The sequence below is a fragment of the Lactobacillus sp. W8172 genome, from assembly GCF_016102055.1.
GTDB classification, from domain to species: Bacteria; Bacillota; Bacilli; order Lactobacillales; family Lactobacillaceae; genus Lactobacillus; species Lactobacillus apis_A.
The window spans coordinates 431,599-457,499 of record NZ_JACFPG010000001.1; the positions used below are offsets into that span (position 1 = coordinate 431,599).

Here is a 25,901-nt window from a genome sequence, read left to right on the forward strand (position 1 = left end):
AATATTGTTCAAACAGGAGGTCAACAAATGACGCGAAGACGTAAAAAGAAAAAATCAGGCTTTGAAAAGTTAACTATTTTTATGGCATGGCTAATGGCTATTATTACTTTAGCAGCTGTTGTCGTTCAGGCATTAAGTCAAATCGGCTTTTTCGAATAAAAAACGTGAGAAACAATCTCACGTTTTTTTATTTACCCAAAATTTAAGAACGATAATTCTCTTGTTTCACCATAAATGGAAACTTTACAGCTAACCAATTCCAAATCCAGTACGTTAGTATAATGAAAACAGCTGACCATAAAAGAGTTGGTAGCAATCCTTTTACTAACATCCCTAGTGATACTCTAATGATACCAGTTAGGTTAAAGAACAACCAGTTATAAACAATCAAAAAAATTGTCCCAATTAATGTAAAGACAGCTCTAGTCCAAAATAACTCTGGCAAAAAACGGGCTGCTTTTTGCAAAAGCCAGCAGACACACGGCAAACTAACTGTATATGCACCAATGGCACCAAAGAAAAAAACATCACTTACAATGCCTGTACCGAATGCTAACCAAAGTTCTCTTCGGTTAATATCATCAATTAATGCAACTAGCATCATCCCAATTGGTAGTAATAAATTAGCTCCACTATTAAAGCCAAACAACTGATGTAGATATAATGAAAGACTACCATTTAAAGCTAAGGTAATGAATAAAGCAAATGCTAGTGTATATTTCTTTAACGCGCTCATCAGTCCACCGTCCTCTTAATTACGGTTACTGTTGTTGGGTCATTCAACTCACCAGCAGGATTTACTTTTATCAAGTCAGATAAACCAAAAGAATCGTGAGTTGTAGCCGCAACTTCCCCGATTAATAAACCTTTAGGAAAATTGCCGCCCATTCCACTAGTATATATCCTAGTGCCTTGCTTTAATTTTTTACTATCAACTGCCTGAGTGAATGCCAGTGTCTTATCTCCGATAACAGTGATAATGCCATGAACCTTTTTCCCGTTGGTAGCCTCAGCTTCCACGGCGAAACGATTGGTAGACTTGTCAGTAGTTGTAATTAATTCAACCTTAGCTGATGCAACGTCTGCTTCGACAATTCGTCCGATAACACCACCGCCAGACATTACGGCCATATTTTTATGTAAGCCAGAAGTTGTCCCTTTGTTAATAACCAGGATATCTGTCCAACTATCAGGAGAACGAGCAATTACTGATGCATTAACTTGCTCAAAATCAGTAAGAGTTTTCTTAAGTTTTAAAGCTGACTTCAGCTGCTTATTTTCCGCTTCAAGGCAAGAATTACGTGCTTTCGTTTGCTCTAGTTCAGACACACGACTTTTTAAGTAATTATTCTCATTTTGTGTATTTAGCAACTCATTAACATTGTTGAATCCACCAGAAATTATACCGATTGGAAAATCGACAATTCTGGCACCTAATGCAACAATATCATTACCTAAACTTTGAATTACAAGTGGAGTATTTCTTTTGTTACGCAAACTAACAGAGCCACCAATCACTGCAAAAAGAGCAATGACAACAATGCAAACTGATAATATTTTTTTATTTTGTAGAAATTTCTTCATCTGGAATGATCCCTAAAGAAAAGCCGGCAAAAATAGCCGGCTTTTAAAATTTTATCTGCGACTTCTACGCATTATTTCAATGTTTTTGAGAGATTCACCTGTTCCAACTGCAACACAGTCCAGTGGGTCTTGAGCAATGAACACAGGAACTTTCGTAGCCTCAGAAATAACATCAGGTAAATTTTTAAGTAAGGCGCCACCACCGGTTAAGACAATACCATGGTCGATAACATCAGCAGCAATTTCTGGTGATGTTTGTTCAAGTGTTTCTTTAATAGCAACAATAATATCTTGAACAACGTCTTGAATGGCACGTGACACATCTTCTGCTTTGATATCAACAGATTTTGGTAGACCAGTAACTAAGTCTCTACCACGAATATTGACTGACTCAATTTCTTTTGCTTTTTCAACTGATGCAGATCCAATTTGAATCTTAATATCTTCAGCAGTACGTTCACCGATTAGCAGATTAAAGTTGGAATGAACATAATTTACAATAGCGGCGTTGAACTTATCGCCTGCTTGACGAATTGAGGTTGAAGATACAATTCCGCCTAGTGAAATAGTTGCAACATCTGTTGTTCCACCACCAATATCAACTACCATTGAACCGGTAGGATCCATTACTGGTAATCCAGCACCAATTGCAGCAGCAAATGGTTCTTCAATCACATAAGCTTCACGTGCACCAGCTACTCGAGCAGCATCAATTACTGCTCGTTTTTCCACTTCAGTTACACCAGATGGAACACAAATCATTACTGAAGGCTTAGAATCGCCAACGGTCTTCTCAATAAAATACTTTAACATTGAAGCAGTTGTATCGTAATCGGCAATAACACCATCTTTCATCGGTCTAATTGCAACGATGCTTGATGGGGTTCTACCAATCATTTCTCTGGCTTCTGAACCAACAGCGATTACTTTATTAGTATGAGTATTTTTAGCAACAACAGAAGGTTCTCTTAAAACTATCCCTTTACCTTCTATATAGACAAGTGTATTTGCTGTACCCAAGTCGATACCAATATTTTTTGCTCCTAATCCAAACACGAAAATCTCTCCTTATTACTGCAGTCTCTAAATCTTGAATCATTATAGCATAAACTCAGACTTAAAAAAGAAGCGCAGTATAAACTTTAAGACGAACTTAAAACAATTGATGCTCGCGCATGCTTAAATAGTGCCCTTTTCCAACGATAAAATGATCCAAAAAGTCGATATGTAGCATATCACTTGCGCTGTGCAACAACTTGGTCAACTCTAAATCGCTTTTTGATGGTACTAATTTGCCGCTTGGATGGTTATGAACAACAAAAACACCAGCACATGCATATATCAATGCCCAACGAAAAATTTCACGCGGATGGGCCACAGACTTATCTAGTGTGCCTCTGAACAAACATTTTTCAGCAATTATATGGTTGCTATTATCTATATAAATAGCCCACAGTTCCTCTTGCTTACGATTCGCCAGCTTGTCCGTTAAATACATCCCCACTTCATTACTAGAAGTCAGCACTGCATCACGATCATAGACAGCCATCCGTAAACGCTCAAGCACCATTTCGCCCATCACTGCAACTTTATCATCACATTTGAAATCAGACAAATATTCAAGTAAATCGTCAAAGCTAACAATATTCAACTGATTTAGTCTCTTAATTAACTGATCATAATCAGTTATTCCAACTTTCTTCAGCTGGTCAAACAGCTTAGTCAAAATCACAATATCAGTGTCTATCAAATAGTGTCTGGACTTAATAAATTTCATTAAATCATTCCTTTCACTATTTAATACGCAAAAAGACGTTAAACTTTTTTTAAGAAAGCGAAAAAGTCACTGCAAACTTCTACCGCAATTTTTTTATCACTCTCTCCTGCTGGAATTAAATCAGGCACCATGACGCACTTGATTCCTGCAGCAACAGCAGATTGCAAACCGGCTGATGAATCTTCAAATGCCAAAATATTATTTTGCGGTATTCCTAATTTTTTAGCAGCCAACAGATAAATATCGGGTGCTGGTTTAGGCTTTACGTGATTTTTCTTTACATCATCATAATTCAAGTGAAATTGGAAATAATTCCTAATTCCCGTCATCCATAAATTATGCTCTACCACATCCTCGGTATTACTTGTAACAACCGCCATTGGTATCTGCTTTTTCTGAAATAAATCAAGTGCTTGTTGGACACCAGGACGTAATTTCAACTTTCCTTCGTTCGTCCACTGCCATACCAGTTCATCGGTCCGCTTAATAAAACAATCACGTTGCTCATCACCAGAGAAGTACTTTTGGTAAAAATCCTGCATATCATTATTGGTTGAGCCAACAAGTTTGAGATATGTGTCGTCTGGAATGCCCAAATTTGCTTCTTTAGCGGCTTGAATGTTAGCCTTCCAATACAAATTTTCAGAATTAACGAGCAAGCCATCCATATCGAAAAGGATACCGTTAATTTCTGCATCAATACCATTAATTTTCATTTTTGGCGTTCTCCTCTAAATGTAAAATTTCTCCCACCAAATAAAACGATCCTGTTACTAATAGTATATCATTTGCTTGACTTTCAAGTTTTAATTGCTTATAGGCTGATTGCCAATTTTCTTGGTATGGATACTTCTGCACAACCCAATCTGGAAAGTCTTTTTTCTTAGCGGCACGAGGATAATCAATCGTTGTCAATTCTACTTGATCTGTTGGCTGGAATAATGAGAAAACCTCGTCTAAATCTTTATCACGCATCATCATCATTAAAATGCGAACCGTGCCATGACGAAGATGTGCTTGCTCATGAATAAAATTAAGCAAGTTCTGCATTGCTTGAATATTGTGAGCTCCATCTAAAATGATTAATGGCTCAGACTGCAATACTTGATAACGACCAGGAATAATTGTCTGATTAATCGCCTCTTCAATTTCATCAGACGCTAAAGGCAAATGTAAAAGCGAAAATGCTTGAATCGCGATAGCAATGTCAAAGCCCTCAACTTCTGGTCTAAGATTGAAAGATAACTTTTTCTTGTTATCCCTATAACGTATTTTTTGGTCACCCGAAACGAAAAAGTCCTTACCCAATTTACTTATTGGAGAACTTTTTTCGCGAGCTCTCTCCTCAATAATTGGCATTACTTCCTTAGGTAGATTACCTAGAACAACTGGACGCTTGGTTTTGATAACTCCACTTTTTTCACGAGCAATATCAAGTAGTGTGGGACCAATTACATCTTCGTGATCAAGTCCGACAGTTGTAATGATGCTAACTTCCGGGGTAATAACATTGGTTTTATCATGTTCACCACCTATTCCAACTTCAATCACGGCATAGTCACATTTAACTTGTTCAAAGTAAACAAAGGCAGCGACAACTTCATATTCAAACGTCACTAAAGCAAAATTAGGATCTTCGATTCTAATTTGGTCGAGTGCGTTTTCAACTAGATTGGCAATTCTAACCAATTCAGAATCACTAATATTCTGGCCGTTTAACTGTATTCGCTCATTAAACTCAAAAATGTACGGTGAAACAAAAAGGCCAGTCTTTTGACCAGCCTTTTGCAACAAATTACTCAAATAATAAGAAGTAGATCCTTTACCATTTGTGCCCGTAACATGAATCGTTTTCACCTGATCTTGTGGATCTCCTAATAGTTTTAAGACGTGCTTAATATAGGTTAGGTCAGCTTTTTCATGTAGTTTAGGAAGTGAATATAAGTGCTTAATCACATCTTGAGCGTTGGTAAAAAACAATTTTATTCACCCTTCTTTAATTCTTCAATTCGTTGACGTACACTTTCAAGTTGATTTTCATAGTCAGCTTTCTTAGCTTTTTCTTTAGCGATTACTTCTTCTGGCGCATGGGCAACGAAACCTTGATTGCCTAATTTCTTAGTTGAACGATCAACTTCAGTTTGAAGACTCTTTTCTTCCTTTTCCATCCGCTTAATTTCGTCATCAACATTCACTAAGTCAGCCAATGGGATAAAGACTTGTGCACCTGAAATAACAGCAGTTTTAGCAAGTTTCGGTGCAGCAATTTGGGTCGAAATAGTCAATTCCTTTGGATGCAAGAAGTTCTTAACGTAATCTTCATTATCAGTTAAAATTCTTTCATTCTTAGCGTCTTCAAGTTGAATCATAATGTCAATTGAAGATGATAATGGCGCATTTACTTCGGTACGAATATTTCTAACTGCCTTGATAATTTCAATCAAGAACGCCATATCATGACGCGCTTGCTCATTTTCAAACTCAGCATGTGCCTCAGGATACTTAGCCACCATAATTGACTCACCATCGTGTGGCATTGAGAGCCAAAGCTTTTCAGTTACAAATGGCATAATTGGGTGTAGTAAACGCAAGATTTGATCAAGAATCCAAATTAAATTATCTTGTTTTCTTGCTTTTAATTCTTCATCATTACCATTCAAAGCTACTTTGGCCATTTCGATGTACCAGTCACAGAAGTCGTTCCAAATGAAGTTGTATAATTCACGACCAGCTTCACCAAATTGATAGTCATCAAATAACCGAATAACTTCACTAACAGTATGATTTAGGCGGTCAAAAATCCAACCATCTGCTAAATCAAATTTAGCTGTATCTGGCATATGAGCAGGTTGTGCATCTTCTGGTAAATTCATAATTACGAATCTAGCAGCATTCCAAATCTTATTGATAAAGTTCCAAGCAGATGCAAGTTGCTTTGGATTGTAACGTGTGTCTTGGCCAGGAGCTGTACCATTAAGTAAGAACCAGCGTAAGGCATCGGCACCGTATTCATCAATTACATCCATTGGGTCAACACCGTTACCCAATGATTTACTCATCTTGCGCCCTTGCTCATCCCTGATTAGTCCATGAAAGACAGCATCTTTAAATGGACGTTGATGAGTGAAGTGTAAGCCTTGAAATATCATTCTGGCTACCCAAAACGGTAAAATGTCATAACCTGTAACCAAAGCATTGGTTGGGAAATAACGTTTATAATCGGCTGAATCTTCATCTGGCCAGCCCATCGTTGAAAATGGCCATAATGCGCTTGAGAACCAGGTATCTAATACATCTGGATCTTGGTTCCAGTTTTCAATGTCCTTTGGCGCTTCTTCACCAACGTACATTTCACCAGTCTTCTTGTTATACCAAGCTGGAATCTGGTGACCCCACCATAACTGACGAGAAATAACCCAATCATGGATGTTTTCCATCCATTGTTTAAAAGTACGCTCAAATCTTTCAGGAACAAAAGTAATCTTATTGTCAGTTTCCTGATTTTTTAATGCAGCTTCAGCTAATGGCTTCATCTTAACAAACCATTGCGTTGATAGACGAGGTTCTACTTGAACACCAGAACGCTCAGAGTGTCCAACCGAGTGAACGATTGGCTTAACTTTAATTAGATAGCCTTGCTTCTTTAAATCCTCAACTACTGCTTTACGGCATTCGAAACGATCCATGCCTTCATATTTACCAGCATTCTCATTCATTGTACCGTCATCGTTCATTACGTTGATTCGTTCTAAATTATGACGATTACCTACAGCAAAGTCATTAGGATCATGAGCTGGAGTGATTTTTACCAAACCTGTTCCAAATTCAGGATCAACGTGTTGATCCTCAATAATAGGAATGTGACGTCCTACTAATGGCAAAACTAATTCTTTACCAACGATGTCTTTGTAGCGTTCATCACCGTGAGCAACTGCAACAGCAGTATCACCAAACATTGTTTCAGGACGAGTAGTTGCAATTTCAACAAAACCAGAGCCGTCAGCAAATGGATATTTGATATGATAGAACGCACCTTGATCATCCTGGTGGATAACTTCGATATCACTTAAAGCCGTCTGTAATTCTGGGTCCCAGTTAATGATATATTCGCCACGGTAAATTAAGCCTTCATTATATAATTGGACAAAAACGCGACGAACAGCTTTTGACAAACCTTCATCAAGCGTAAAACGCTCACGGGAATAATCAAGTGACAAGCCTAACTTAGCCCATTGGCTCTTAATTATTCCAGCATATTCATCTTTCCAGTCCCAAACTTGCTTAACAAAGGCTTCACGTCCCATTTCATGACGATCTTTGCCTTGTTTACGTAACTTAGCTTCAACCTTAGCTTGTGTAGCAATACCAGCATGATCCATCCCTGGCAAATACAAAGTGTCATAACCTTGCATTCTCTTATACCGAATCAAAGTATCTTGAATTGCAGTATCCCAAGCGTGACCCAAATGCAGTTTTCCAGTTACATTTGGAGGTGGGATAACAATTGAATACGGATGTGCCTTTTTGTCACCCGATGGCTTAAACAAATCTTGATCTAGCCATTTTTGATATCTGCCCTCTTCAACCTCACGGGGGTCATATTTAGGTGCTAAATCTTTCATATTTTTCCTCCCAATAAAAAAAGTCCTAAACAATTTAAAAATTGTTTAGGACGATCTAATTAACCGCGGTACCACCTAAGTTAGGTAAGACTAGGTCCTACCTCTCTTAAAACATGATAACGGCAAATCACCGGACTAGCTTACTACCAGTTCAGCTAATCAGTTTTCAATCAAGCTACCAACTAATCTTCCTTCGGTCTTTCACCAACAATGGACCTTTCTCTATTTATAAGATTAATACCTCTTGATTATTACTTTGTTGCCATTATAGCATGTTTTTTACAGTAATGCAGTATCTTCCTCAGCTTTATTAGCCAGGAATTTCTCATCTGGGTAGATTGGTGTAACTTCAATACCATCAAGCGCACGTTCTATCAAACCATCGACATCCAGTCTAGCTTCATATTCACGTGCTTTATCCATTTTAGGTTTTGTCTTTGGACGTGGTGGTGCAAAAATAGTACAGCAATCTTCAAACGGTTGAATTGACAAATCAAAAGTGCCAATTTTTTCAGCTAAACTGATAATTTCTGTCTTATCCATTGTTGCAACAGGACGAAGGACAGGGGTAGTCGTCACATCATTAATTGCAGCCATTGATTCCAATGTTTGTGAAGCAACCTGACCAACAGATTCTCCGTTAAAAATCGCTAAATCTTTACGCTTCTCACGAATCAAATCAGCAAGTCTTAACATAAAACGACGTTGAACTGTCATCAAGTAACCTTCAGGAATTTTTTCTTTAATAGTTTCTTGAATCTCAGCAAATGGAACAGCGATGAAGTTAATTCGACCAGCATAATTTGCCAATATTCCAGTCAATTCTTTTGCCTTATTCAAAGCCTTCTCAGTTGTGTATGGTGGGCTATAAAAATGAACCATTTCAATGTCAACACCACGTTTTAATGCTAAGTAGGAAGCAACTGGAGAGTCAATTCCACCGGAAAGCATCATTACTGCTCTTCCACCCGTTCCAACCGGCATTCCGCCAGCACCATGAAGCAACTCATCAGAGATGTAAACTGCATCTTGACGAACTTCAATTCTCAAAACAATGTCGGGATGCTTCATTTCAACTTTTAAGTTGGACATGTGGTCAAACAAATAGTCACCAACCATTAAATTCAATTCGTTGGTATCATATGTGAAATGGTGATCACTGCGCTTAGTATTAACCTTAAAGGTCATCCCTTCATGATAGGTTTCCTTCATTAATGCTAACGCTGTTTCCTCAATATCCTTTAAAGTCTTCTCAGTCTTAATCGTTGGGGAATAGGTTTGAATACCAAAAACCTTTTTTAAGTGTTGATCAACTTGTTCAAATGGCGCACCATTTAAAACAATATGCATGCGGTCATGCTTGGGATGAATTTCGACTTGCGGAAAGTCACGCAGAACTTTAGTTACATTTCCTGCTAAGCGACCAATGAAATCCTTCCTATTCTTTCCCTTGGTTGAAAGCTCGCCGTAGCGAATCATAATTTCCGTATATTCCATTAAAAACTACTCTCCTAAATGATTTATCTGAGCGAAGTGACGATAAATTTGATCAAAAACTTTAATAAATTCATCTGCTTCATCCAGTGTGTTAGTTTCATCAAAACTCATGCGGATTGCACTTGTAGCTATTTTGTCATCAACATTCATTGCAATCAAAGTACTTGCTTCATCTACTTTAGTTGAAGCACAAGCAGACGTTGTTGAAGTATAGATATCATGATCTTCAAGCGTGTGAACAAGAGTCTCACCTCGAATGCCTTCAAGCGAAAAACAAAGAACATGTGGCGCAAAGCCTGTTGAAACTGGTGAAAAAATTGTAATACCAGGTTTATCTTGCAAGTAATTAACAATTTTCGCCTTAATTGCCTCTTCACGTGCCGCCTTTTCAGGTTCGTCAGCCAAAATCAGACGCATTGCTTTCGCCATTGCAGCAATTGCAGGCAAATTTTCAGTACCTGAACGAAGACTCTTTTCTTGTCCCCCACCATCATGGAGCGGAGCAATCATTTTGCCTTCTTTTTTATAAAAAACACCAGTACCACGAGGGCCATGAAACTTATGTGCAGATAGACTTGAAAAATCAACACGTGGCGTAAAAACACGTGACCAAATATTTTTACCTAATGCCTGCACATTATCAACATGAAACATGATATTTGGATAATTAGATAGTAAGTCACTAATCTCTTCAATTGGTTGAATAGTGCCAATTTCATTGTTAACACCCATAATCGAAACTAGAGTTGTATCAGAATCAATTGCGTTACGCAGATCATTGACATTAACTCTACCTTCTTTATCCACTGGCAGTCTTGTAACATTAAAGCCCAAGTACTCCAAAGTATTAAAAGCATTGGTAACAGAAGCATGTTCAACACTAGAAGTAATTAAATGCTTACCAAATTTACGTTTTTGAAAAGCCGTTCCTTTAATAGCCCAATTATTTGATTCAGTTCCACCAGAAGTAAAGAAAATTTCATCTGCTTGCGTACCCAATAGGTTAGCAATTTGTTTTCGCGAACTCTCCAATAATTGAAATGCCCGGTCACCTAATTTGTGCAAACTTGATGGATTACCCCAGATTGTTTGCGCAACCTGATCATAAGTCGCCAAAACTGAAGGGTCAATTTTAGTGGTGGCACTGTTGTCAAAATATATCACAAGCTTTTACTCCCTTCTAAGCCCAATTGACTTGAATGTCCATTAACTAATAAATTTTAGCTTAAATCAAATCTAGCTTCAATGCAATAATTTAAATACAAGTCGCTCATCCCTAATTCTTCCGTTTAAATTACCAAAAGAGCCTCGCTATAAAACCATTTACAAGTAAAAAGCCGTATTTAGATAAATACAGCTTTTTATTTATATCAGATTGTCTAATTGTTCTTCTTGTCAGAATAATAAAGATTCTCAAGTCGTTGATATGATCCAGGCTCGACCTTTTCAATTGCTGTTGCAATCGTATCAAGTGCATCCTTATAGTTATAATCCATACTGTAAAGTTGCATTGTTTTCTTTTGTGCCTGTTTAATTGAATCATGTTTAGAGTACTTGTTGGAATATTGCAAAGTTAATTCAACTAAGTCAGCACAATTGATAATTTCATCTGCTTCTCTTTTTAGTCGTTCAACGTCGTCTGAAATCTGAATTAACTCGTTAGAAATTTTTTCCATATTAATTCTAACTTCACTCAACTCTTTTGCAACATGACCAATTTCATTAACTACCAACGTGTACATTTGAATAAATGTATCAGGATTACCAGGTAACTTCTTACGTTCCAAACGGCGATAGACTAACGAAACTTCTTGCTTAAAGCGATTGATTGAATCATTAGCTACGTTTTCAGCATCGTAAAGCCCATCAACGTCTTGTGACATTCTCTTCTGTTCATCGCTAATTTCACGTAATCGCTCTATCATGCTGAGCCAAGAAGTCTTGATTTCGGAATAAACGCCCTTTCCATCAGCAATATTCTGAGTATCTACAGTATATTGCCGATTCATATCGTTTACTTCTTGTTCCAGTTTTCGACTTTCAGCTAGTTCGCCATGAGTTAGCTCATAGCTTTCATCGATATGCCGCAATTTTTCAACTAGCTTTTTGGATTCAACTTGTGCATGAGCAAGTAAGCGTTGAATTTTATCTTGATTCTTTTCAACAAACGGACGAGCTTTGTATTCTAGCGTTAAAACATCATATAGGCCATCTATTTCAGACTTAATTTGCTTAAGCTCCTTCTTGAGATCTGCCATTTTTAATTCAGCTAATAGCTTTTCAGCATCATCAACTTGAACACGAATTTGTTTAATTTCTTCTAAAACATTTACCTTAGTAATGCAATATTTTGAAGAAGCCATTTTTTTGTAGGTATCAGTTAGTTCACTTAACTGTTCACGAAAAACCGTGTCAAGCTCATGCTGGGCCTCGCGAACTTCAGGTAATTTTGTACCAATCGAATTAATTGCTGCTTTTATTTTGGATAAAACGCGCTTAGCTTCAACCTGATCCCCCTGCGCAGTTAAGCTTTTAGCCTCAGTAAAATCAGTTTCAATTGCACCAAGTTCAGTTTCAATTTGATCAAGCGCAACACCATATTTAAAGGAATCTGCTAAAACCTCTTTACGCATCTCCTGGTAGCTCTTGTTCAAATCATCATATTCCATTTGATTTTCGCGATTTGACTCAAGCAATTCTGTAAAAACGTCTTTTGTGTTTTTAGAATCATCATAAGTTGGCTTCATAATTTCTTGAGCCTGCTTAATATTTTTGTTTGCCTTAAAAAGCTGATAATGTGCGTTTTGTTCTGCAGCTTGCTCTAGTAACTCCTGAACTTCCGGAATTTTCTTACTAGTTGCTTGTTCATAGTTTTTACGCCATGTTGTTAAAGTTGTTAGACTTTCACCCGCAAGATCAATCTTATCAAGCTTAGCAATATCATTGCCCAAGTCCATTTTGTCAATCTTGGTAATCATATCGTCAAGCTCAATAATTTCTCGCAATTGCCTCCGATTAATGATGAGCATAAATGCTACAATAAGAATGATAATTAAAATTGCAATTATTACAATTATGGACTGAGTTGATGTCATATTTTTCCTCCAAAACTACCCTCAATTATACCAAACTTCTTTAACGGAGTGCGGATTGATTTGAAAGAAGTTAACTATCTTAATTGAATGCTAAAATCTACTATTAAATATGACCTTTTTCTAACGTTTTAATTTATCAATATAATAATTACCAAACTGGCCTAAATTTAACTTGTTTTTTTAAAAACAGCTTAGAAACATCCGGTTTTCCTTGCTTAAATAGCCCAAGGTAGCTATAATAGACTTCGTGTAAAATATTTGCAGCTATAAGTGGCAAGAACGTCAACATCTTAATACGTTTTAGTGAACGAGTAACCGACGCTGCAAGAGGCGAAAATGAAAATTAAGATGCACGAATGCTAAACTTATACGTAACTATTTTACTCCAAAAACTGTTATCAGATTTTATTGGAGGATTTTATGTCAAGATATACAGGTCCAAGCTGGAAACGTTCCAGAAGATTAGGAATTTCACTTTCAGGCACTGGTAAAGAACTTAGTCGTCGTAACTATGCACCAGGTCAACACGGTCCTAATTCACGTGGTCGTTTATCAGAATATGGTGAGCAATTACACGAAAAGCAAAAGCTACGTTGGATGTACGGCTTAAACGAACGCCAATTTAGAACTTTGTTCAAACGTGCTGGTAAGATCCGTGAAGGTGAACACGGTACTAACTTCATGATTTTACTTGAATGTCGCTTAGACAGTCTTGTTTACCGCCTAGGTTTAGCTACTACTAGAGAACAAGCTAGACAATTAGTTAACCATGGTCACATTACTGTTGATGGTAAACGTGTTGATATTCCTTCATACGATGTTAAGGTTGGCCAAGTAATCGGTCTTAGAGAAAAGTCAAAGAACTTACAACAAGTTAAAGATGCACTTGAAGCAGTTGTTTCTCGTCCATCATTTGTTACATTTGATGACAATAAACTTGAAGGTTCTCTTGTACGTCTTCCAGAACGTGATGAAATGGAACCAGAAATTAACGAAGCTTTGGTTGTTGAATACTACAACAAGTTACTTTAATTTCTTTTATTCGCAAAAGCCCTTTCCTTCTTGGGAAGGGTTTTTTGTTACTTGAAAGGGAAAATAATAACTATGTCAGACGATTTAAACACACGAGTTGCAAATGCAGCCCAGGGAATTACCCCACAAACAAAGCCTGATGAACGTAGAAGATATCTCGGTTCACTACGAGAGCGCGTCTTTGTTAGAATGAATAACACTGAAGTTAAAGACCCTGCCCTAACCCAATTATTTTTGACGCACTTCAACGATTACACTGGATTTTCAATCCTGATTAACGGTAATTTAAATGATGAATTTTTAAATCAGGTTGAGGCACAATGTGGAAAAACAAACATTCCTTTTACGATTGTTACTAACGAGACCGCTAAAACTGGTCCTGATGATACGGCAATTTTAGTAGTTTCAAACACAGCAATTAACAAAATGCGAATAGAAATAGCCCAAGTTTACCCGCCCGAAATTCCTAAAACTGAGTTAACTCATGATGCTAAAAAAGATAAAAATGGTTTTTGGCATCGCTTATTCCATGGAGATAAATAATGAAACCATTAGCTTATCGCATGCGGCCACGTACACTAGATGAGGTTGTGGGTCAACAGCACTTAATTGGCCATGGAAAAATTATTAGACGAATGGTTGAAGCCAAACTGTTGTCATCCATGATTTTATATGGCCCACCAGGCATTGGAAAAACCAGTATCGCAAGTGCAATCGCTGGTTCAACTAAATATGCTTTTCGCATGCTTAATGCTGCTACCGATAGTAAAAAGCAATTGGAACAAGTAGCTGCAGAAGGTAAATTAAGTGGAACTGTTATCCTTTTACTAGATGAAATTCATCGGTTGGATAAAACTAAGCAAGACTTTCTTTTGCCTCTGCTTGAGTCTGGCGAAATTATTCTGATTGGTGCAACAACCGAAAATCCCTATATTGCTATTTCTCCAGCGATAAGATCACGTTGCCAAATTTTTGAATTAAAACCTTTAGCTGAAGAAGATGTTAATCAAGCAATTAGCCGCGCACTTAGGGATTCAGAAAATGGCTTGGGTTCATACCATGTTGAGCTTACAGATGATGCAAGAAAATTATTAATTCAAAAAGGAAATGGTGACTTACGAACCACCTTAAACGGCTTAGAGTTAGCCGTTCGCTCAACTAAGCAAGAAAAAATTGCTGCAGGTAAAAATGAAGATGACCAACTAATAATTGACCAAGAAGAAATGGCAAATTCAATTCAGATGCGCAGCCAAAACTTTGATGCAAAAGGCGATGGACATTATGACTTAGTCTCCGCCTTTCAAAAATCAATTCGCGGTTCCGATACTGATGCTGCACTGCATTATTTGGCTCGTTTAATTGAATCTGGTGACCTTATTTCAATTTGCCGCAGACTGAGTGTAATTGCATATGAAGATATTGGCCTAGCAAATCCAGCAGCTGTGCAACACGCACAGCTTGCAATACAGGCAGCACAAAGTCTAGGCTTTCCTGAAGCGAGGATTCCCCTAGCAAACGCTGTGATTGAACTTGCACTTTCACCAAAAAGCAATAGTGCAATCAGTGCAATTGATCAAGCACTAGACGATGTGCAAAATAAAAACTACGGTCCAATTCCTGACGACCTTAAGGACACCCACTATAAAGGTGCTAAGAAACTAGGTCACGGTAAAGGATATGCATACCCTCATTCATTTGCTAATGACTGGATTGCGCAACAATATCTGCCGGACAACTTAGTTGGAACGCAGTATTTCAATCCTAAAGGCAATTCTAAAATCGAGAGTGGCCTAAAAAAGCAGTATGAAATACTGCATGAAATGCAAGAAAAAGGATTAAAAAAATAAATAAAGTGACACAATTGTTATTTCTAACAATTGTGTCACTTTTATTTTGGTCTAAAAGTTAACTTTTTAATTTAAAAATTAGCCTTTTTAACATATTTATTTTGCGCAACGATATAATACTTTTTATTCTTAATAGAAACAGGATCACCATAGGTCGAAATCGATTTCTTCTTTCTCAATACCTTTTTACCTAGACGATTACCATATTTGCTATAAAGATAAGCATTATGTCTCAGCTTTAAGTTCTTACCATCGACGTTACCTGCATTAATTAGTAAACCATTTGGCAGAATATAGTAGTTAGTTCCACTAATTGCTTTTTGCCCGGTTACGCTAATTATAGATCCAGCTAGATAAATTAATTGGTTAGCACGATGACCACTTTCATCATAAAGATACGCATTGTGCATCAACATTTTTTCAAAGGTTGTCTCAGATTCTTCTTTAGACTCATTAGCAGACATTGCTTCAACCTTTGCAGATTGATTAGAAACAACCACTGCAACATTTGTAGCTTTAACATAGCGGTTCTTATCAATGATAAAGTATTTTTCGCCACGAAGTTTAACACTATCACCATAAGTTTTAACAATGCTACCCTTCTTTAGAACACCAGCTTTCTTTACACGCTGTCCGAATTTGTTATAAACATAAGCATTATGCTTTAACTTTTGCTCAGTTGCCAATCCGTTACCAACGGCAACATAATATTTCTTATTGTTATCATGTGTGTCAATTAGTACATAGTATTCATGGCCGGCAATAGTAACAGTACCATAAGTTGAAAGAATTGAGCCAGCACCAAGTGTAACTTTGTTAGCACGTTTGCCTGAATTATCATATAGATAAGCATTATGCATTAAGGTCACGTTAGTACTTTCGCCTAAATCATTTGCTGCACCATTTTCTTTATCAGTAGTTGGTTGCTTAGCTGGATTTGCAGGGTTAGAAGTTGTATCACCATTACCGTTAGAAGTAGAATTACCTCCATTGTTGTTAGTATTATCATTGTTGCCATTATTTCCGTTATTGCTGTTGTTGGCACTATCTTTAATAATTTTATCAATGACAGTTGAATCTGATGATGCCTTATTAATCGCTTCAATACCATCGTCACGCTTACCATCAACATCGGTCAGAGTATTATTTTGATTAATCTTTTTCTGAGCATCTGTTAGAATACGATCGATTTCAGTCTTAATCACAGCTTTTTCATCATCAGTATAGTTATCACCATTTTCATGCTTTACTTTGTTATTATCAATTTTCTTCTTAGCATTAGTAGCAGCATCAGAAACAGCAGCTTTGGCAATTTCTCGTATTCCAGTTATTCTATTATTCGAAACTTCATCGTAAGAATTACCAGATATATATTTATATTTGTCATGCTCACTGTTAGTTGAATAAATCCATGCAGAATCACCAAAGTATTTTTGGTTCTGAGCAACTGCACCTTTGTATTCAGCCTCAATATCCCTATTGGCAGAACTCTTAACTGTGTACAATGCTTGTTGCATTAATTGATCAATTGCTTGCCTCGTCATGTCAATATCATGGTTCATCTGATTGGCAATACTTTCATAAGATGCATCAGCTTGAGCATCCTGGGTAAGCACATTATCTACACTTCCATGTATTCCATCAAGTCTATTTTTGAAATGATCTCTATCTGGAGGAAGAAGGCTATCTATATCATTAAGCTTATCCTTTGCCTTATTGAACATATCCTTAACTTGTTCTTTAGCCATTAGCTCATTATAAGCATTGATTCCGTTGCTATACGATTGGGTTGTAGAGCCAATGTTTGTTGAATGCTTAATTGAATCAATTGCTTCACGTATAGCTTGAATATTCCTTTGATAATCAGGATTTGCTTTTTGTTCTTCAGTTAACCCATTGTATCCAGCTTCTAGACCTGTTACTTCATTTCCAGCACCCTTTAAGGCATTAGTTTGATTATAATCAAACCATTCAGAAGTATTTTGATAAGTATCAGTTAGCTTAGTACCAATTTGATTTTCGTCAGTCGGAATTTTGTTAATATCAGTTTGCTGCTCTATGCTTGCTTTTTCATTTGCATATAGGTCATCAACTATCTTGTTTAATGCTTTCTTTTGATTGGCAGTTAGTTGAGATAACCCAATAATGTTGTGAGTTGTTGCATATTTTCTTTGTAAAATATCCTCTGCCTTTGCTTTTGCAGCAGCAAGATCAGTATCTTTTTCAACATCAGCAAATCCAGGAATGTGACTACCGGAATCACTATCAGAATATCCTTGAGTTGCGTCGCTGACAATCTGATCAACATCCTTTTGGATGTCATCAGTAGAGCGATCATTTCCGTTCTTATCTGTAGTTGGAACTGCATTAATCTTTGCTTTGCTCTGATCGTAAATATCTTGGAGCTTCTGCTTTTGCTTTTGTAAATCAGAGTTTACTAAACCAGAACTTTCAAGCTTTTTATCAGCTTCTGCTTTTTGCTCAAGAAGATTATTAATGGCATTTTGCTTGATTTGATAGATTTCTTCTTTATTTTGAGCTGTTTGATAAAGTTGATTAATTCCAGCTTCACCCAAGTTGGTTGAGTGTCCTTCGCTATCCAATCCCTTTTCAATAGACTGCAATTTCTTTTTAGCATTTTCGAGATCAGTTGTTGTCGGACTGTTTGGTAAAGCAACTTTACTAATTTCATCCTTGGTCTTTTGAACCAACTGATTAAGTTGATCCTGCAAGTCAGCCTTTTGTTGATCAGTTAAATGACTCGCAACCTGACCAATACTGCCCTTATCTTTGACATATTTATCAATAGCGGCAATTTGCTTGTTCTTTTCGCTAAGTAAATTAGCTGGAATACCGGCCTGATCTATCGCAGCTTCACCAGCTTTTTCAACTTGATCTAATTTTGCATTATCATCAGCACCATATAAGTCACTAACACCTTTTTGCATCGCGTCATTTATTGCAGCTTCATTTTTGCTTATCTCAGTTGGATCAAGACCTAAACTTGGTAATTTTGCCTTAGCAGCTTCAGCATATTCTTTCAGAGTATTAATTTGTTTGTTCTTTTCCTCGAATCTCTGAGTTAAACCAGTAATTGCATCATTACCAGCTTGTGCTGCTTGATTCATTGCACTATTTGCATCTGTTGAATTGTTTTGAGCAGCTTGAATATTTTGGGCAGCTTTGTCACGCTCTGACTTAATTCGGTCTCTCATCTGATCTGCAAGACTAGGATTATCTTTGGCGATCTTATCGGCAGATTCGTTTGCCTTATTGACTGCATCTTGCAACTTAGTCAATGCATTATTAACAGATTCTGCCTTGATAATTTCATTATTAACTTTATCCAAATCCGCATTATTCTGATCTTTAGCGTCAGCTAGTTGATCCTTATTTACAGTAGAGTTAATTCTTGACTCGCCAGATTGCCGAGCTTGATCAAGTTTGTTCTTCAAATCATTATATTGATCTTGACCTAACTTTTTATTAGCTAAATCTTGATCAATTTGTTGTTGTAATTTACCAATTGAGTCAGCCAAGTCATTCTTAGCAGAGTCTTTAGCAGCGTTCATGTTCTTATCATTGACGGTGTCAATGATTCCTTTCATAATGTCATGGCCCTCATCTTGGGCTTTTTGAACGTCATCTTGGTTTTTAGCCTTATCTACCTTGGCCTTTGCCTTATCCCGCTCGCTATTAATCATGTCCGCATCTCTAGGGTCATTTTGAATGGCTCCTTTAGCATACTCATCCAAAAATGAATTTGCCTTATTTTTAACTGATTGCAGTTTAGCATCGGCTAAAGCCTGATAAATATTGTTTAGACCAGCATTTTTCTCTGTGTCAATATTTTCTGCAATAGCACCATTAACGCTTGCAACGGCATGATTATAAGCATCTTGTGCTTGCTGTTTAAACTTAGCTAACTGATCTGAAGTTAAACTTGGTAATCCATTAATTTCTGGTAGAACACCGGTATCTGTTGAGCCCTTTCCAAGAGCTTTATCAAGTTCTTTAATTGCTTGATCTCTTTGGTTACGGATATCATCTGCATCACTCTTACTTGCATTTGTGATAACATTACTAATTCCCTGCAAAGTATTATTTTTAATCTTTTCAACTGTATCACTATCATTTGCAGCGTCAATATCTTTAAGGCCTAAATCAGCTACTTCAAAAACTGCATTTTGGTCTCGTGAATCATGTAGTTTATCGCGAGCTTCAAGTGCTGTCTTTTGAATCAAATCTTTAGCAATAACTTTATCACTAGCCAACTTTGCAGCTGATTCGACATCATTAATTTTATTTAGTGTATCTTGATAAATCCCAGTTAATTGATCTTTATTCGTTGTAGCATCAATTTTACTGTTTGCATCTGTTGGGATTGTATCAAGTTGACTAATTGCATCATTAAATTTATCTTTTACTTCATTTCTTTGGTCTGTCGATAATTTGCTATAAATGTCACTTAAACGACTCTTGGCACTGGTAGCAGCATTAGCAATACTATTCTTAATGTCGGTTTTAGATGCGTTGAAACCATTACCTGTAGCTTCTGCAGCATCAATAGCAGATTCACCTTTTTTCTCAGCTGTGTTAGCATCGGAAATGGCATCTGTAGAATCAACTACTGATTTAGCATTATCACGTGCAGCTGTAATGTTATTAATAGTGGTTGTCTTGGTATCATTAGTAATATCCGAAGAATTATTGATTCGCTCAACCGCCTTTTGAGCATAATCATCAAGCTTTTGCTTATTAAGAATCTTATTAACATTTACATCACTAATCACATTGTCAATTAATGACTTACCATTTTGAACGATTTCATTAAGCTGCCCATTAGTAGTGGTGTTCTTATTATTAATTCCATTAACACCGATATCATATGTAGCATCCACCTTTGCACGTAAGTCTGCTTTGTTGGCACTTGTAATCTGATCCATATTGCCAATTTGTTCTTTAACTTTATTTCGCTCAGCCATTAAAGTTGCTAAAGCTTGGTCTTTTGCAGACTGCAAGTTAGCAGCAGTTTGAATGCTTGCTAAATCATTTTTACCTTTAGCTAGTGCTGCATCTATATCATCTTTATTTGCACCTTGAATAGCAGTTTGAGCTTGATTAAAGACACTTGTAATCTGATTATAGTAGTCGTTCTTTTCTGTTACTCCTAAATTAGGATCATTAGTAATTTGACTATTTGCGGAATCGCGCGCATTTTTTAATTTCTCGATTGCGGAATTACGTTGCTTTTCTAGAGCTTGGGCGTTGATATCTGATGAAAGAGAATTAATAACAGAATTAATGGCATCAATTCCTGTTTGAGCATCATCATTAATATCAGTTACTGTATGGTCATTAGTAATAGCTTGAATTGCTTGATCATATCCTGCATCAATTTGATCCCGTTTAGCTTGAACTGTTGCAGGATCAAGTTGTTCATTCTGCTGAGCATTTGTAAGGGCCTCTTTAGCTTTAGTTTTGGCCTGTTGTAATCTACTAATTGCCTGAGCTCTAGTGGCTGTAATCTGAGCAGCACCTAAATCTTTTAGAATATTATTTTGACCTTCTTGTCTAGCCGAAGCAATATCAGAGATACTTTGAGCCGAAGTGATTTTTGCCTTTGCAGCCTGTGCATCTTGATCAATTTGATCTTCATAATATTTCTTATTTGAGGGACTGAGTTGACTATCATCAATGTTTTCAATTTTGGTTTTTGCATCATTAACTGCTGTATCAATGTCTTGAGCTGCCTTTGTTCTAGCTTCTTCTATCTCCTTATCTGCAGTGCCTCGAGCATCGCTTACAATATTCTCAATACTACTTTTAGCATTAGTGACTGTCTCAGCGATTTTTGAACTATCAACTTTGTTTAAGGTATCTATACTATCTTCAGCTACCTTACTGATTTGGTCATGATATGCTTTCTTTTGTTCATCAGTCAGATTGCTTGTTTGATCAATTCTTGAATTAGCGTTAGTTTGCTCTTGTCTAATCTGCTTGATAGCATCATCTAAGGAATTGTTACGCTCACCCTTAGCTTTAGCCGAAAGCAGTAGGTTATTCAAAGCAGTAATACCATCATTTCGTGCTGAGTCGATTGCGGTTAAACTATCTGCTTGGTCAATGCGTTGGTTATACCCAAGAGGAGTTGTTAAATTATTGAGTAACTTCTGTGCAGCCGCAACGCTATCATCAATATCATTTGCAGACAAGCCTGGTAAACTACGCAATTGGGTTTCAATATCGCTTTCAGATTTAGCTAGTTTAATCTTAGAAAGCTGTCTTAAAATTGACCTCTTAGTAGCCTCCTCAGTCGTTGAAACAGTTGCGGAATCGCTTGCTTTACTAATATTAGTCAGTCCATCATTTACTGTTTTCTCTATATCAGAGTTTGAAGCAATCCCTAACGAATTTTCATTAGCGCTTGCATAGCCCAAAATTTCAGCCTTTGCAGCATTTTGATCAAAAATAGTTTGTGCAGCTGCTTCTCTTTGGCTGATTACAGTATTATCAGTAGTTCCGTATATCGACTTTTGCTCATCATACATAGAACTTCCAGGTTTAGCAGTTGCAACTTGTGCAGCCTGATCAATTGCGTCTAATAGAGGAACCTGCTGATCTGAACTAATGCCTGAGTTCTGTACCCGCTTTTTAGCGGCTTCAGCTGCAGCATTAATTTTACTTGCTTCTTGATCAGCATTTATATCCTTAATAGACTCCTTACCCTTAGAACCATCAGGATCATCACCAGTGATAATGTTGTGAACTGCTTGATTATAAGAATCTTTTATTTCTGCAGTTTTATCGGCATGGTTTTTAATTTCATCTTGAGCAACAGCCTGTAAGTCCTTTAGGGCCTGAATTGTTTTGTTAACTTGATCAATTATACCTTGAGCTTCTTTTTGGTGCCCATCCACTGATACTTGATCAAGGTCTTTTTCAATGTCACCTTCCGGTTGAGCGATAGCCTGAGCGCGAGACAAACGACCAGTTAGCTTTAAGACTTCGTCCTTTTCTTCTTTACTCAAGTTAGGATCGTTTGCAAGTTTGTAAGTATCGACATAGACCTGATCAATTTTTTGCTTAAGATCGGTTTCAATACTCTTTTTATAGCCATAAGCTGCTTGATCAATCGCGTTAATACCATTCTTTTCTGCTTCTGTAATATCTTTATCTGTTTGAAAAGCTTTCACAGTATTAATTGCTTTGTCACGAGCAGCATTAATCGCATCTATCATTGTAGGAAATCGCTTTGACTGCAATGTAGCTTCATTATTTAAATTCGTTATCGCACTATCACGAGATGTTTCAATCGTTGAAGAACTTTGTGCTTGGCTTACGATGTTCTTAATCGCATCAAGGGCAGCATTCTTACGATTGTTAATCTCTGTTAATGTGTTTGAACTTGAGGAATAAACTGAAGTTTTTTCGTTATCGGCATTAATTGTTTTAGATGCAGCAGTCGCAACTTTATCTAATTGATTATTAAAGTCGCTAACTTGAGCTTCAGATAGGTTGTTAGGTCTACGAATTTTTGCATCACTAATTGCGTCAGTAATTGCCTTAGCAGCTTGATCTTGTGCATCAGACAAAGTTAAAATATCTAAGTTTTTAATAATTGGGCGACGTCCCATAGCTACACTAGATGGATCGTAGCTAACAAAGTTAGCATTTGGTGCTAGTTCTACAGAGTAACCCTTATCAAACTTAATTGTTTGGTCTGCGGGAATAGTAAAAATAAATGAACCGTCATCATTTACAATTGCCGCATACTGTGTTGGTAAAGGATTCAAAGAACTGTTGCTTGAATCTCTTATAGTGTCTTTTGTTTGCGCATATGGATTGTCAATTACGTTCTTACCATCTTGATCTTTTGGTGTCCATGCTGTCTTTCTACCCATGCTATCAATCAAATTAGCCATAATGTATGCTTTAGTTGCAACAGGTAGAATTAAACTAAATGGATTTTTCAAATTTTGTGGATCTGAATCAGGACCATCAACAGCAGAATTGTAATTAATTACGCTGCCTGGCTCACCAGAAATTGTTTGTGAACCATCAGCATTTCTAGTTATTTTAACCTTACCAGGATCAATATCCAAAAAACCGCTTGGATTGGCTGGAACAAAACTAATGTTGTTATAGCCAAAATTGTTACTATTATTAAATGCCTTTTGAATAATATCCGAAAAAATCTGATCGTAAGTCCAACCGTTTTTGATACCATCAGCCAATGAGGTTTGAACGTCTTCAGGCAATTTATCGAATGAAATATTAGCTTTAGCCGCTTGCGCCTTAATTTCTGCCAATCTATCTGCAGTTAACTTCTCTTGGCCATTAAGCAATTCGATATTATCCACTGCAATCGTGCTATCAGTTTTCCTAACAGTTAAAACGTGAAACGGTGGCAAAGTTACTTTACCTAGCCCGCTTTGAATTGAGCTCAAATCAAACTGCTGCCGAACATTAGTTAAGGTAATTGGCATTGTGCCAATGATACTGGTATTAGGATTAGTATTACCTTGGGCATTTAAAATTAATGAAGTAGGATTATTAACAACTAGTTTTCCACCTTGGACGTCTACCAATAGTATTTGACCAGTACCGCCGTTTACATATTTGCCGCTTGGATCCGGTTGACCAAGAATAATATTGAAGCCACCGTTTTCAATGTTTGCCGTACCCTTAATTTGAACTAACGTGCCAGAATAGTCACCCATATTTGAGCCGTTAATGTTTAACGAACCTCGCGGCAAGATGTTAAAGTTACCACCATCATAAATCAGGTTTCTGTTGCCCCAGTTATTGGCTATATCACCGTTAGTCGTAATATTGACTTTCGCATCGCTATTAATATTGAAAACAGAATTGCCATCATTGATAAGAATCGCACTAGACTGATCATTGTCATTTGTTCCATTATAGTGATCACTACCAACTATGATGTTTAATTCACCATCAACATTCACTGCTTCATTATTACCTAACATGGCAATAGCCAACGGAAGCCCAGTATGCTCAGCCGCATTCGAGCCTAAACCATTATTAGGAAAATAGATTCGCGGCGAAAGTGTAACCTTAGCGTCCTTAGCAATGTTAACAACGTTGTTGCTGCCTGCCATTTCGAGCACATTACCACCAACAGTTTTACCGGTAAAAGTACCGCTAAAATCGATTGAGTTATTTGAACCAGTAAATTCAAATAGTTGTTGAACGTCACCACTTGAAATTGTAATCCCTGGATACGGTGTATGCGTTACTTCACCGTAGTTAGTCCCTGTGAAATAAATTTTAGTATTATTACCACAGTGAACCATTTGCGATCCATGGAAATTAACATTATTAAAGGTGATTTTTGAAAAATGGCCGTCTTGGTTGTAATCATCAGTCATGATTACGCCCCAAATATCAGCACTCCATAAATCAAGATTATCGTAAGTAATATCCAAGTCTTTCGTACTTCCACTATTTAATTGGAGGTGATTACCTTTCAAATCAACTTTAAATCTGGTATTACCGTTACCACCAGATTTAATCAACATTTTCCTTCCGTAAAAGTAGAAGGCTTGTGATCCATTCTCTGGTCCGTCTGTAATATCGTTCATGACATCAATTTCTGAAATAGACTCATTCTGAAAAGCAGCTATAAGTTCAGTAAAGCTATGGACCTGCGCTACACTAGCATCCTTAGTTTTAATTTCTGTCTTTTTAGCAGTATCTGGAACTTTAGCCGCTGGATCACTTGGATCAACGGGTTTAGTCGTCGTACCTCCTTTACCTGAGGTGTCAGTGGTTCCACCAGTTTGATTGGTATCAGAATTACCTGTACTAGTTTGGTCCTTAGAATCAGCTGTGTCAGAACCAGGTTTTTGATTAGCACTATTTTGCTGATCAGAGCCATTTGTTGCATTGGTCTTTCCTGTCTGACTAGTTGAAGAACTTGAATTAGTAGTTGGAGGCACACTGCCATCTCTTAAAAATGAGCTTAAACCTGAATAGGTACTTACATCAACCAAGTGATTAGCATTTTGAGTGTTATCATCTTGGGAGTTAGCCTTTTGACTATCAGAAGTACTCAAACTATCTGTCTTCTTGCTAACTTCTTGAGAAGCATCTACCGTATCTGCTTTAGCAGTTTGGGTATTTAGGCCAAAAAAGGTAAAGCCCAATAGCACGGAAGCAGTACCAATTGTCAATTTTCGAATTGAAAAGTGGTCCTGCTTATCTTGCATTTCCATTTTCTTTAATCTTTCATTGTTATTATTTTTCCCTAGCATGATATTCCTTTCTCAAAATCTATGTTACAACTACATTGTATGACCACTATTAATAATTTGCTAATATAGTGCTTACACTTGATATGCATTTTATAAATAATGAGTTAAGTGATTTTTCAAAAGGGAAACTGCGATGTGCTTTCTGCAAGAAATTACTATTATATAAG

General features: G+C 37.0%; 15 protein-coding genes. 4 read left to right on the forward strand and 11 right to left on the reverse strand.

The window, feature by feature from the left end; genetic code table 11:
- Positions 1-27: 27 nt before the first annotated feature.
- Positions 28-159, forward strand: coding sequence for a DUF4044 domain-containing protein (locus tag H3R21_RS02020; RefSeq protein ID WP_122035000.1), 132 nt, complete (start codon positions 28-30; stop codon positions 157-159).
- 43 nt (positions 160-202) lie between these two features.
- On the opposite strand, the gene mreD is transcribed toward H3R21_RS02020, so the two are convergent.
- From mreD to ezrA, 10 genes are all read right to left on the reverse strand, one after another.
- Positions 203-736 carry a rod shape-determining protein MreD gene (gene mreD, locus H3R21_RS02025; RefSeq protein WP_198182634.1) on the reverse strand — a complete coding sequence of 178 codons (534 nt, stop codon included), beginning with the start codon at positions 734-736 and terminating at the stop codon, positions 203-205.
- Positions 736-1,584: a rod shape-determining protein MreC gene (gene mreC, locus H3R21_RS02030; protein ID WP_198182636.1), complete on the reverse strand. Its 849-nt coding sequence runs from the start codon at positions 1,582-1,584 to the stop codon at positions 736-738. The genes mreD and mreC overlap by 1 nt, the downstream gene beginning before the upstream one ends.
- A 51-nt stretch (positions 1,585-1,635) precedes the next feature.
- Positions 1,636-2,640 (reverse strand): rod shape-determining protein, encoded by a 1,005-nt coding sequence (locus tag H3R21_RS02035; RefSeq protein ID WP_198182638.1) that lies wholly within the window; start codon positions 2,638-2,640, stop codon positions 1,636-1,638.
- A 97-nt stretch (positions 2,641-2,737) separates the two neighbouring features.
- Positions 2,738-3,361: a RadC family protein gene (locus tag H3R21_RS02040; protein WP_046306698.1), complete on the reverse strand. Its 624-nt coding sequence runs from the start codon at positions 3,359-3,361 to the stop codon at positions 2,738-2,740.
- A 38-nt stretch (positions 3,362-3,399) separates the two neighbouring features.
- Positions 3,400-4,077 carry an HAD family phosphatase gene (locus H3R21_RS02045; RefSeq protein WP_109715406.1) on the reverse strand — a complete coding sequence of 226 codons (678 nt, stop codon included), beginning with the start codon at positions 4,075-4,077 and terminating at the stop codon, positions 3,400-3,402.
- The gene (locus H3R21_RS02050; protein WP_198182640.1) at positions 4,067-5,341 is read right to left on the reverse strand and encodes a folylpolyglutamate synthase/dihydrofolate synthase family protein; all 1,275 of its coding nucleotides are present in this window, start codon (positions 5,339-5,341) and stop codon (positions 4,067-4,069) included. The genes H3R21_RS02045 and H3R21_RS02050 overlap by 11 nt, the downstream gene beginning before the upstream one ends.
- Before the next feature lie 2 nt (positions 5,342-5,343).
- Positions 5,344-7,983 carry a valine--tRNA ligase gene (locus H3R21_RS02055; RefSeq protein ID WP_198182642.1) on the reverse strand — a complete coding sequence of 880 codons (2,640 nt, stop codon included), beginning with the start codon at positions 7,981-7,983 and terminating at the stop codon, positions 5,344-5,346.
- Between the two features lie 279 nt (positions 7,984-8,262).
- Positions 8,263-9,480 (reverse strand): tRNA uracil 4-sulfurtransferase ThiI, encoded by a 1,218-nt coding sequence (gene thiI, locus H3R21_RS02060; RefSeq protein ID WP_198182644.1) that lies wholly within the window; start codon positions 9,478-9,480, stop codon positions 8,263-8,265.
- Positions 9,481-9,486: 6 nt separating this feature from the next.
- Positions 9,487-10,644: a cysteine desulfurase family protein gene (locus H3R21_RS02065; RefSeq protein ID WP_198182645.1), complete on the reverse strand. Its 1,158-nt coding sequence runs from the start codon at positions 10,642-10,644 to the stop codon at positions 9,487-9,489.
- A 215-nt stretch (positions 10,645-10,859) separates the two neighbouring features.
- Positions 10,860-12,575, reverse strand: a complete 1,716-nt coding sequence (gene ezrA, locus H3R21_RS02070) for a septation ring formation regulator EzrA (RefSeq protein WP_198182648.1) — start codon at positions 12,573-12,575, stop codon at positions 10,860-10,862.
- A 420-nt stretch (positions 12,576-12,995) separates the two neighbouring features.
- On the opposite strand from ezrA, the gene rpsD reads away from it, so the two are divergent.
- From rpsD to H3R21_RS02085, 3 genes are all read left to right on the forward strand, one after another.
- Entirely contained in the window at positions 12,996-13,607 is a 612-nt protein-coding gene (gene rpsD / locus H3R21_RS02075) for a 30S ribosomal protein S4 (protein WP_046306681.1), read from the forward strand.
- A gap of 72 nt (positions 13,608-13,679) precedes the next feature.
- Positions 13,680-14,150, forward strand: a complete 471-nt coding sequence (locus H3R21_RS02080) for a YueI family protein (protein ID WP_198182650.1) — start codon at positions 13,680-13,682, stop codon at positions 14,148-14,150.
- Positions 14,150-15,454, forward strand: a complete 1,305-nt coding sequence (locus tag H3R21_RS02085) for a replication-associated recombination protein A (protein WP_198182652.1) — start codon at positions 14,150-14,152, stop codon at positions 15,452-15,454. The genes H3R21_RS02080 and H3R21_RS02085 overlap by 1 nt, the downstream gene beginning before the upstream one ends.
- A 71-nt stretch (positions 15,455-15,525) precedes the next feature.
- On the opposite strand, the gene H3R21_RS02090 is transcribed toward H3R21_RS02085, so the two are convergent.
- Complete coding sequence (locus H3R21_RS02090) at positions 15,526-25,734, reverse strand: SLAP domain-containing protein (RefSeq protein ID WP_198182654.1); 10,209 nt, start codon at positions 25,732-25,734, stop codon at positions 15,526-15,528.
- Positions 25,735-25,901: the final 167 nt, after the last annotated feature.

What these genes read in the sequence shown, in the direction of transcription:
- H3R21_RS02020 (WP_122035000.1), top strand. Translation starts at nt 28, where the DNA reads ATGACGCGAAGACGTAAAAAGAAAAAATCAGGCTTTGAAAAGTTAACT.
- mreD (WP_198182634.1), bottom strand. Translation starts at nt 736, where the DNA reads ATGAGCGCGTTAAAGAAATATACACTAGCATTTGCTTTATTCATTACC.
- mreC (WP_198182636.1), bottom strand. Translation starts at nt 1,584, where the DNA reads ATGAAGAAATTTCTACAAAATAAAAAAATATTATCAGTTTGCATTGTT.
- thiI (WP_198182644.1), bottom strand. Translation starts at nt 9,480, where the DNA reads ATGGAATATACGGAAATTATGATTCGCTACGGCGAGCTTTCAACCAAG.
- ezrA (WP_198182648.1), bottom strand. Translation starts at nt 12,575, where the DNA reads ATGACATCAACTCAGTCCATAATTGTAATAATTGCAATTTTAATTATC.
- H3R21_RS02055 (WP_198182642.1), bottom strand. Translation starts at nt 7,983, where the DNA reads ATGAAAGATTTAGCACCTAAATATGACCCCCGTGAGGTTGAAGAGGGC.
- H3R21_RS02045 (WP_109715406.1), bottom strand. Translation starts at nt 4,077, where the DNA reads ATGAAAATTAATGGTATTGATGCAGAAATTAACGGTATCCTTTTCGAT.
- H3R21_RS02090 (WP_198182654.1), bottom strand. Translation starts at nt 25,734, where the DNA reads ATGCTAGGGAAAAATAATAACAATGAAAGATTAAAGAAAATGGAAATG.
- H3R21_RS02080 (WP_198182650.1), top strand. Translation starts at nt 13,680, where the DNA reads ATGTCAGACGATTTAAACACACGAGTTGCAAATGCAGCCCAGGGAATT.
- H3R21_RS02040 (WP_046306698.1), bottom strand. Translation starts at nt 3,361, where the DNA reads ATGAAATTTATTAAGTCCAGACACTATTTGATAGACACTGATATTGTG.
- rpsD (WP_046306681.1), top strand. Translation starts at nt 12,996, where the DNA reads ATGTCAAGATATACAGGTCCAAGCTGGAAACGTTCCAGAAGATTAGGA.
- H3R21_RS02085 (WP_198182652.1), top strand. Translation starts at nt 14,150, where the DNA reads ATGAAACCATTAGCTTATCGCATGCGGCCACGTACACTAGATGAGGTT.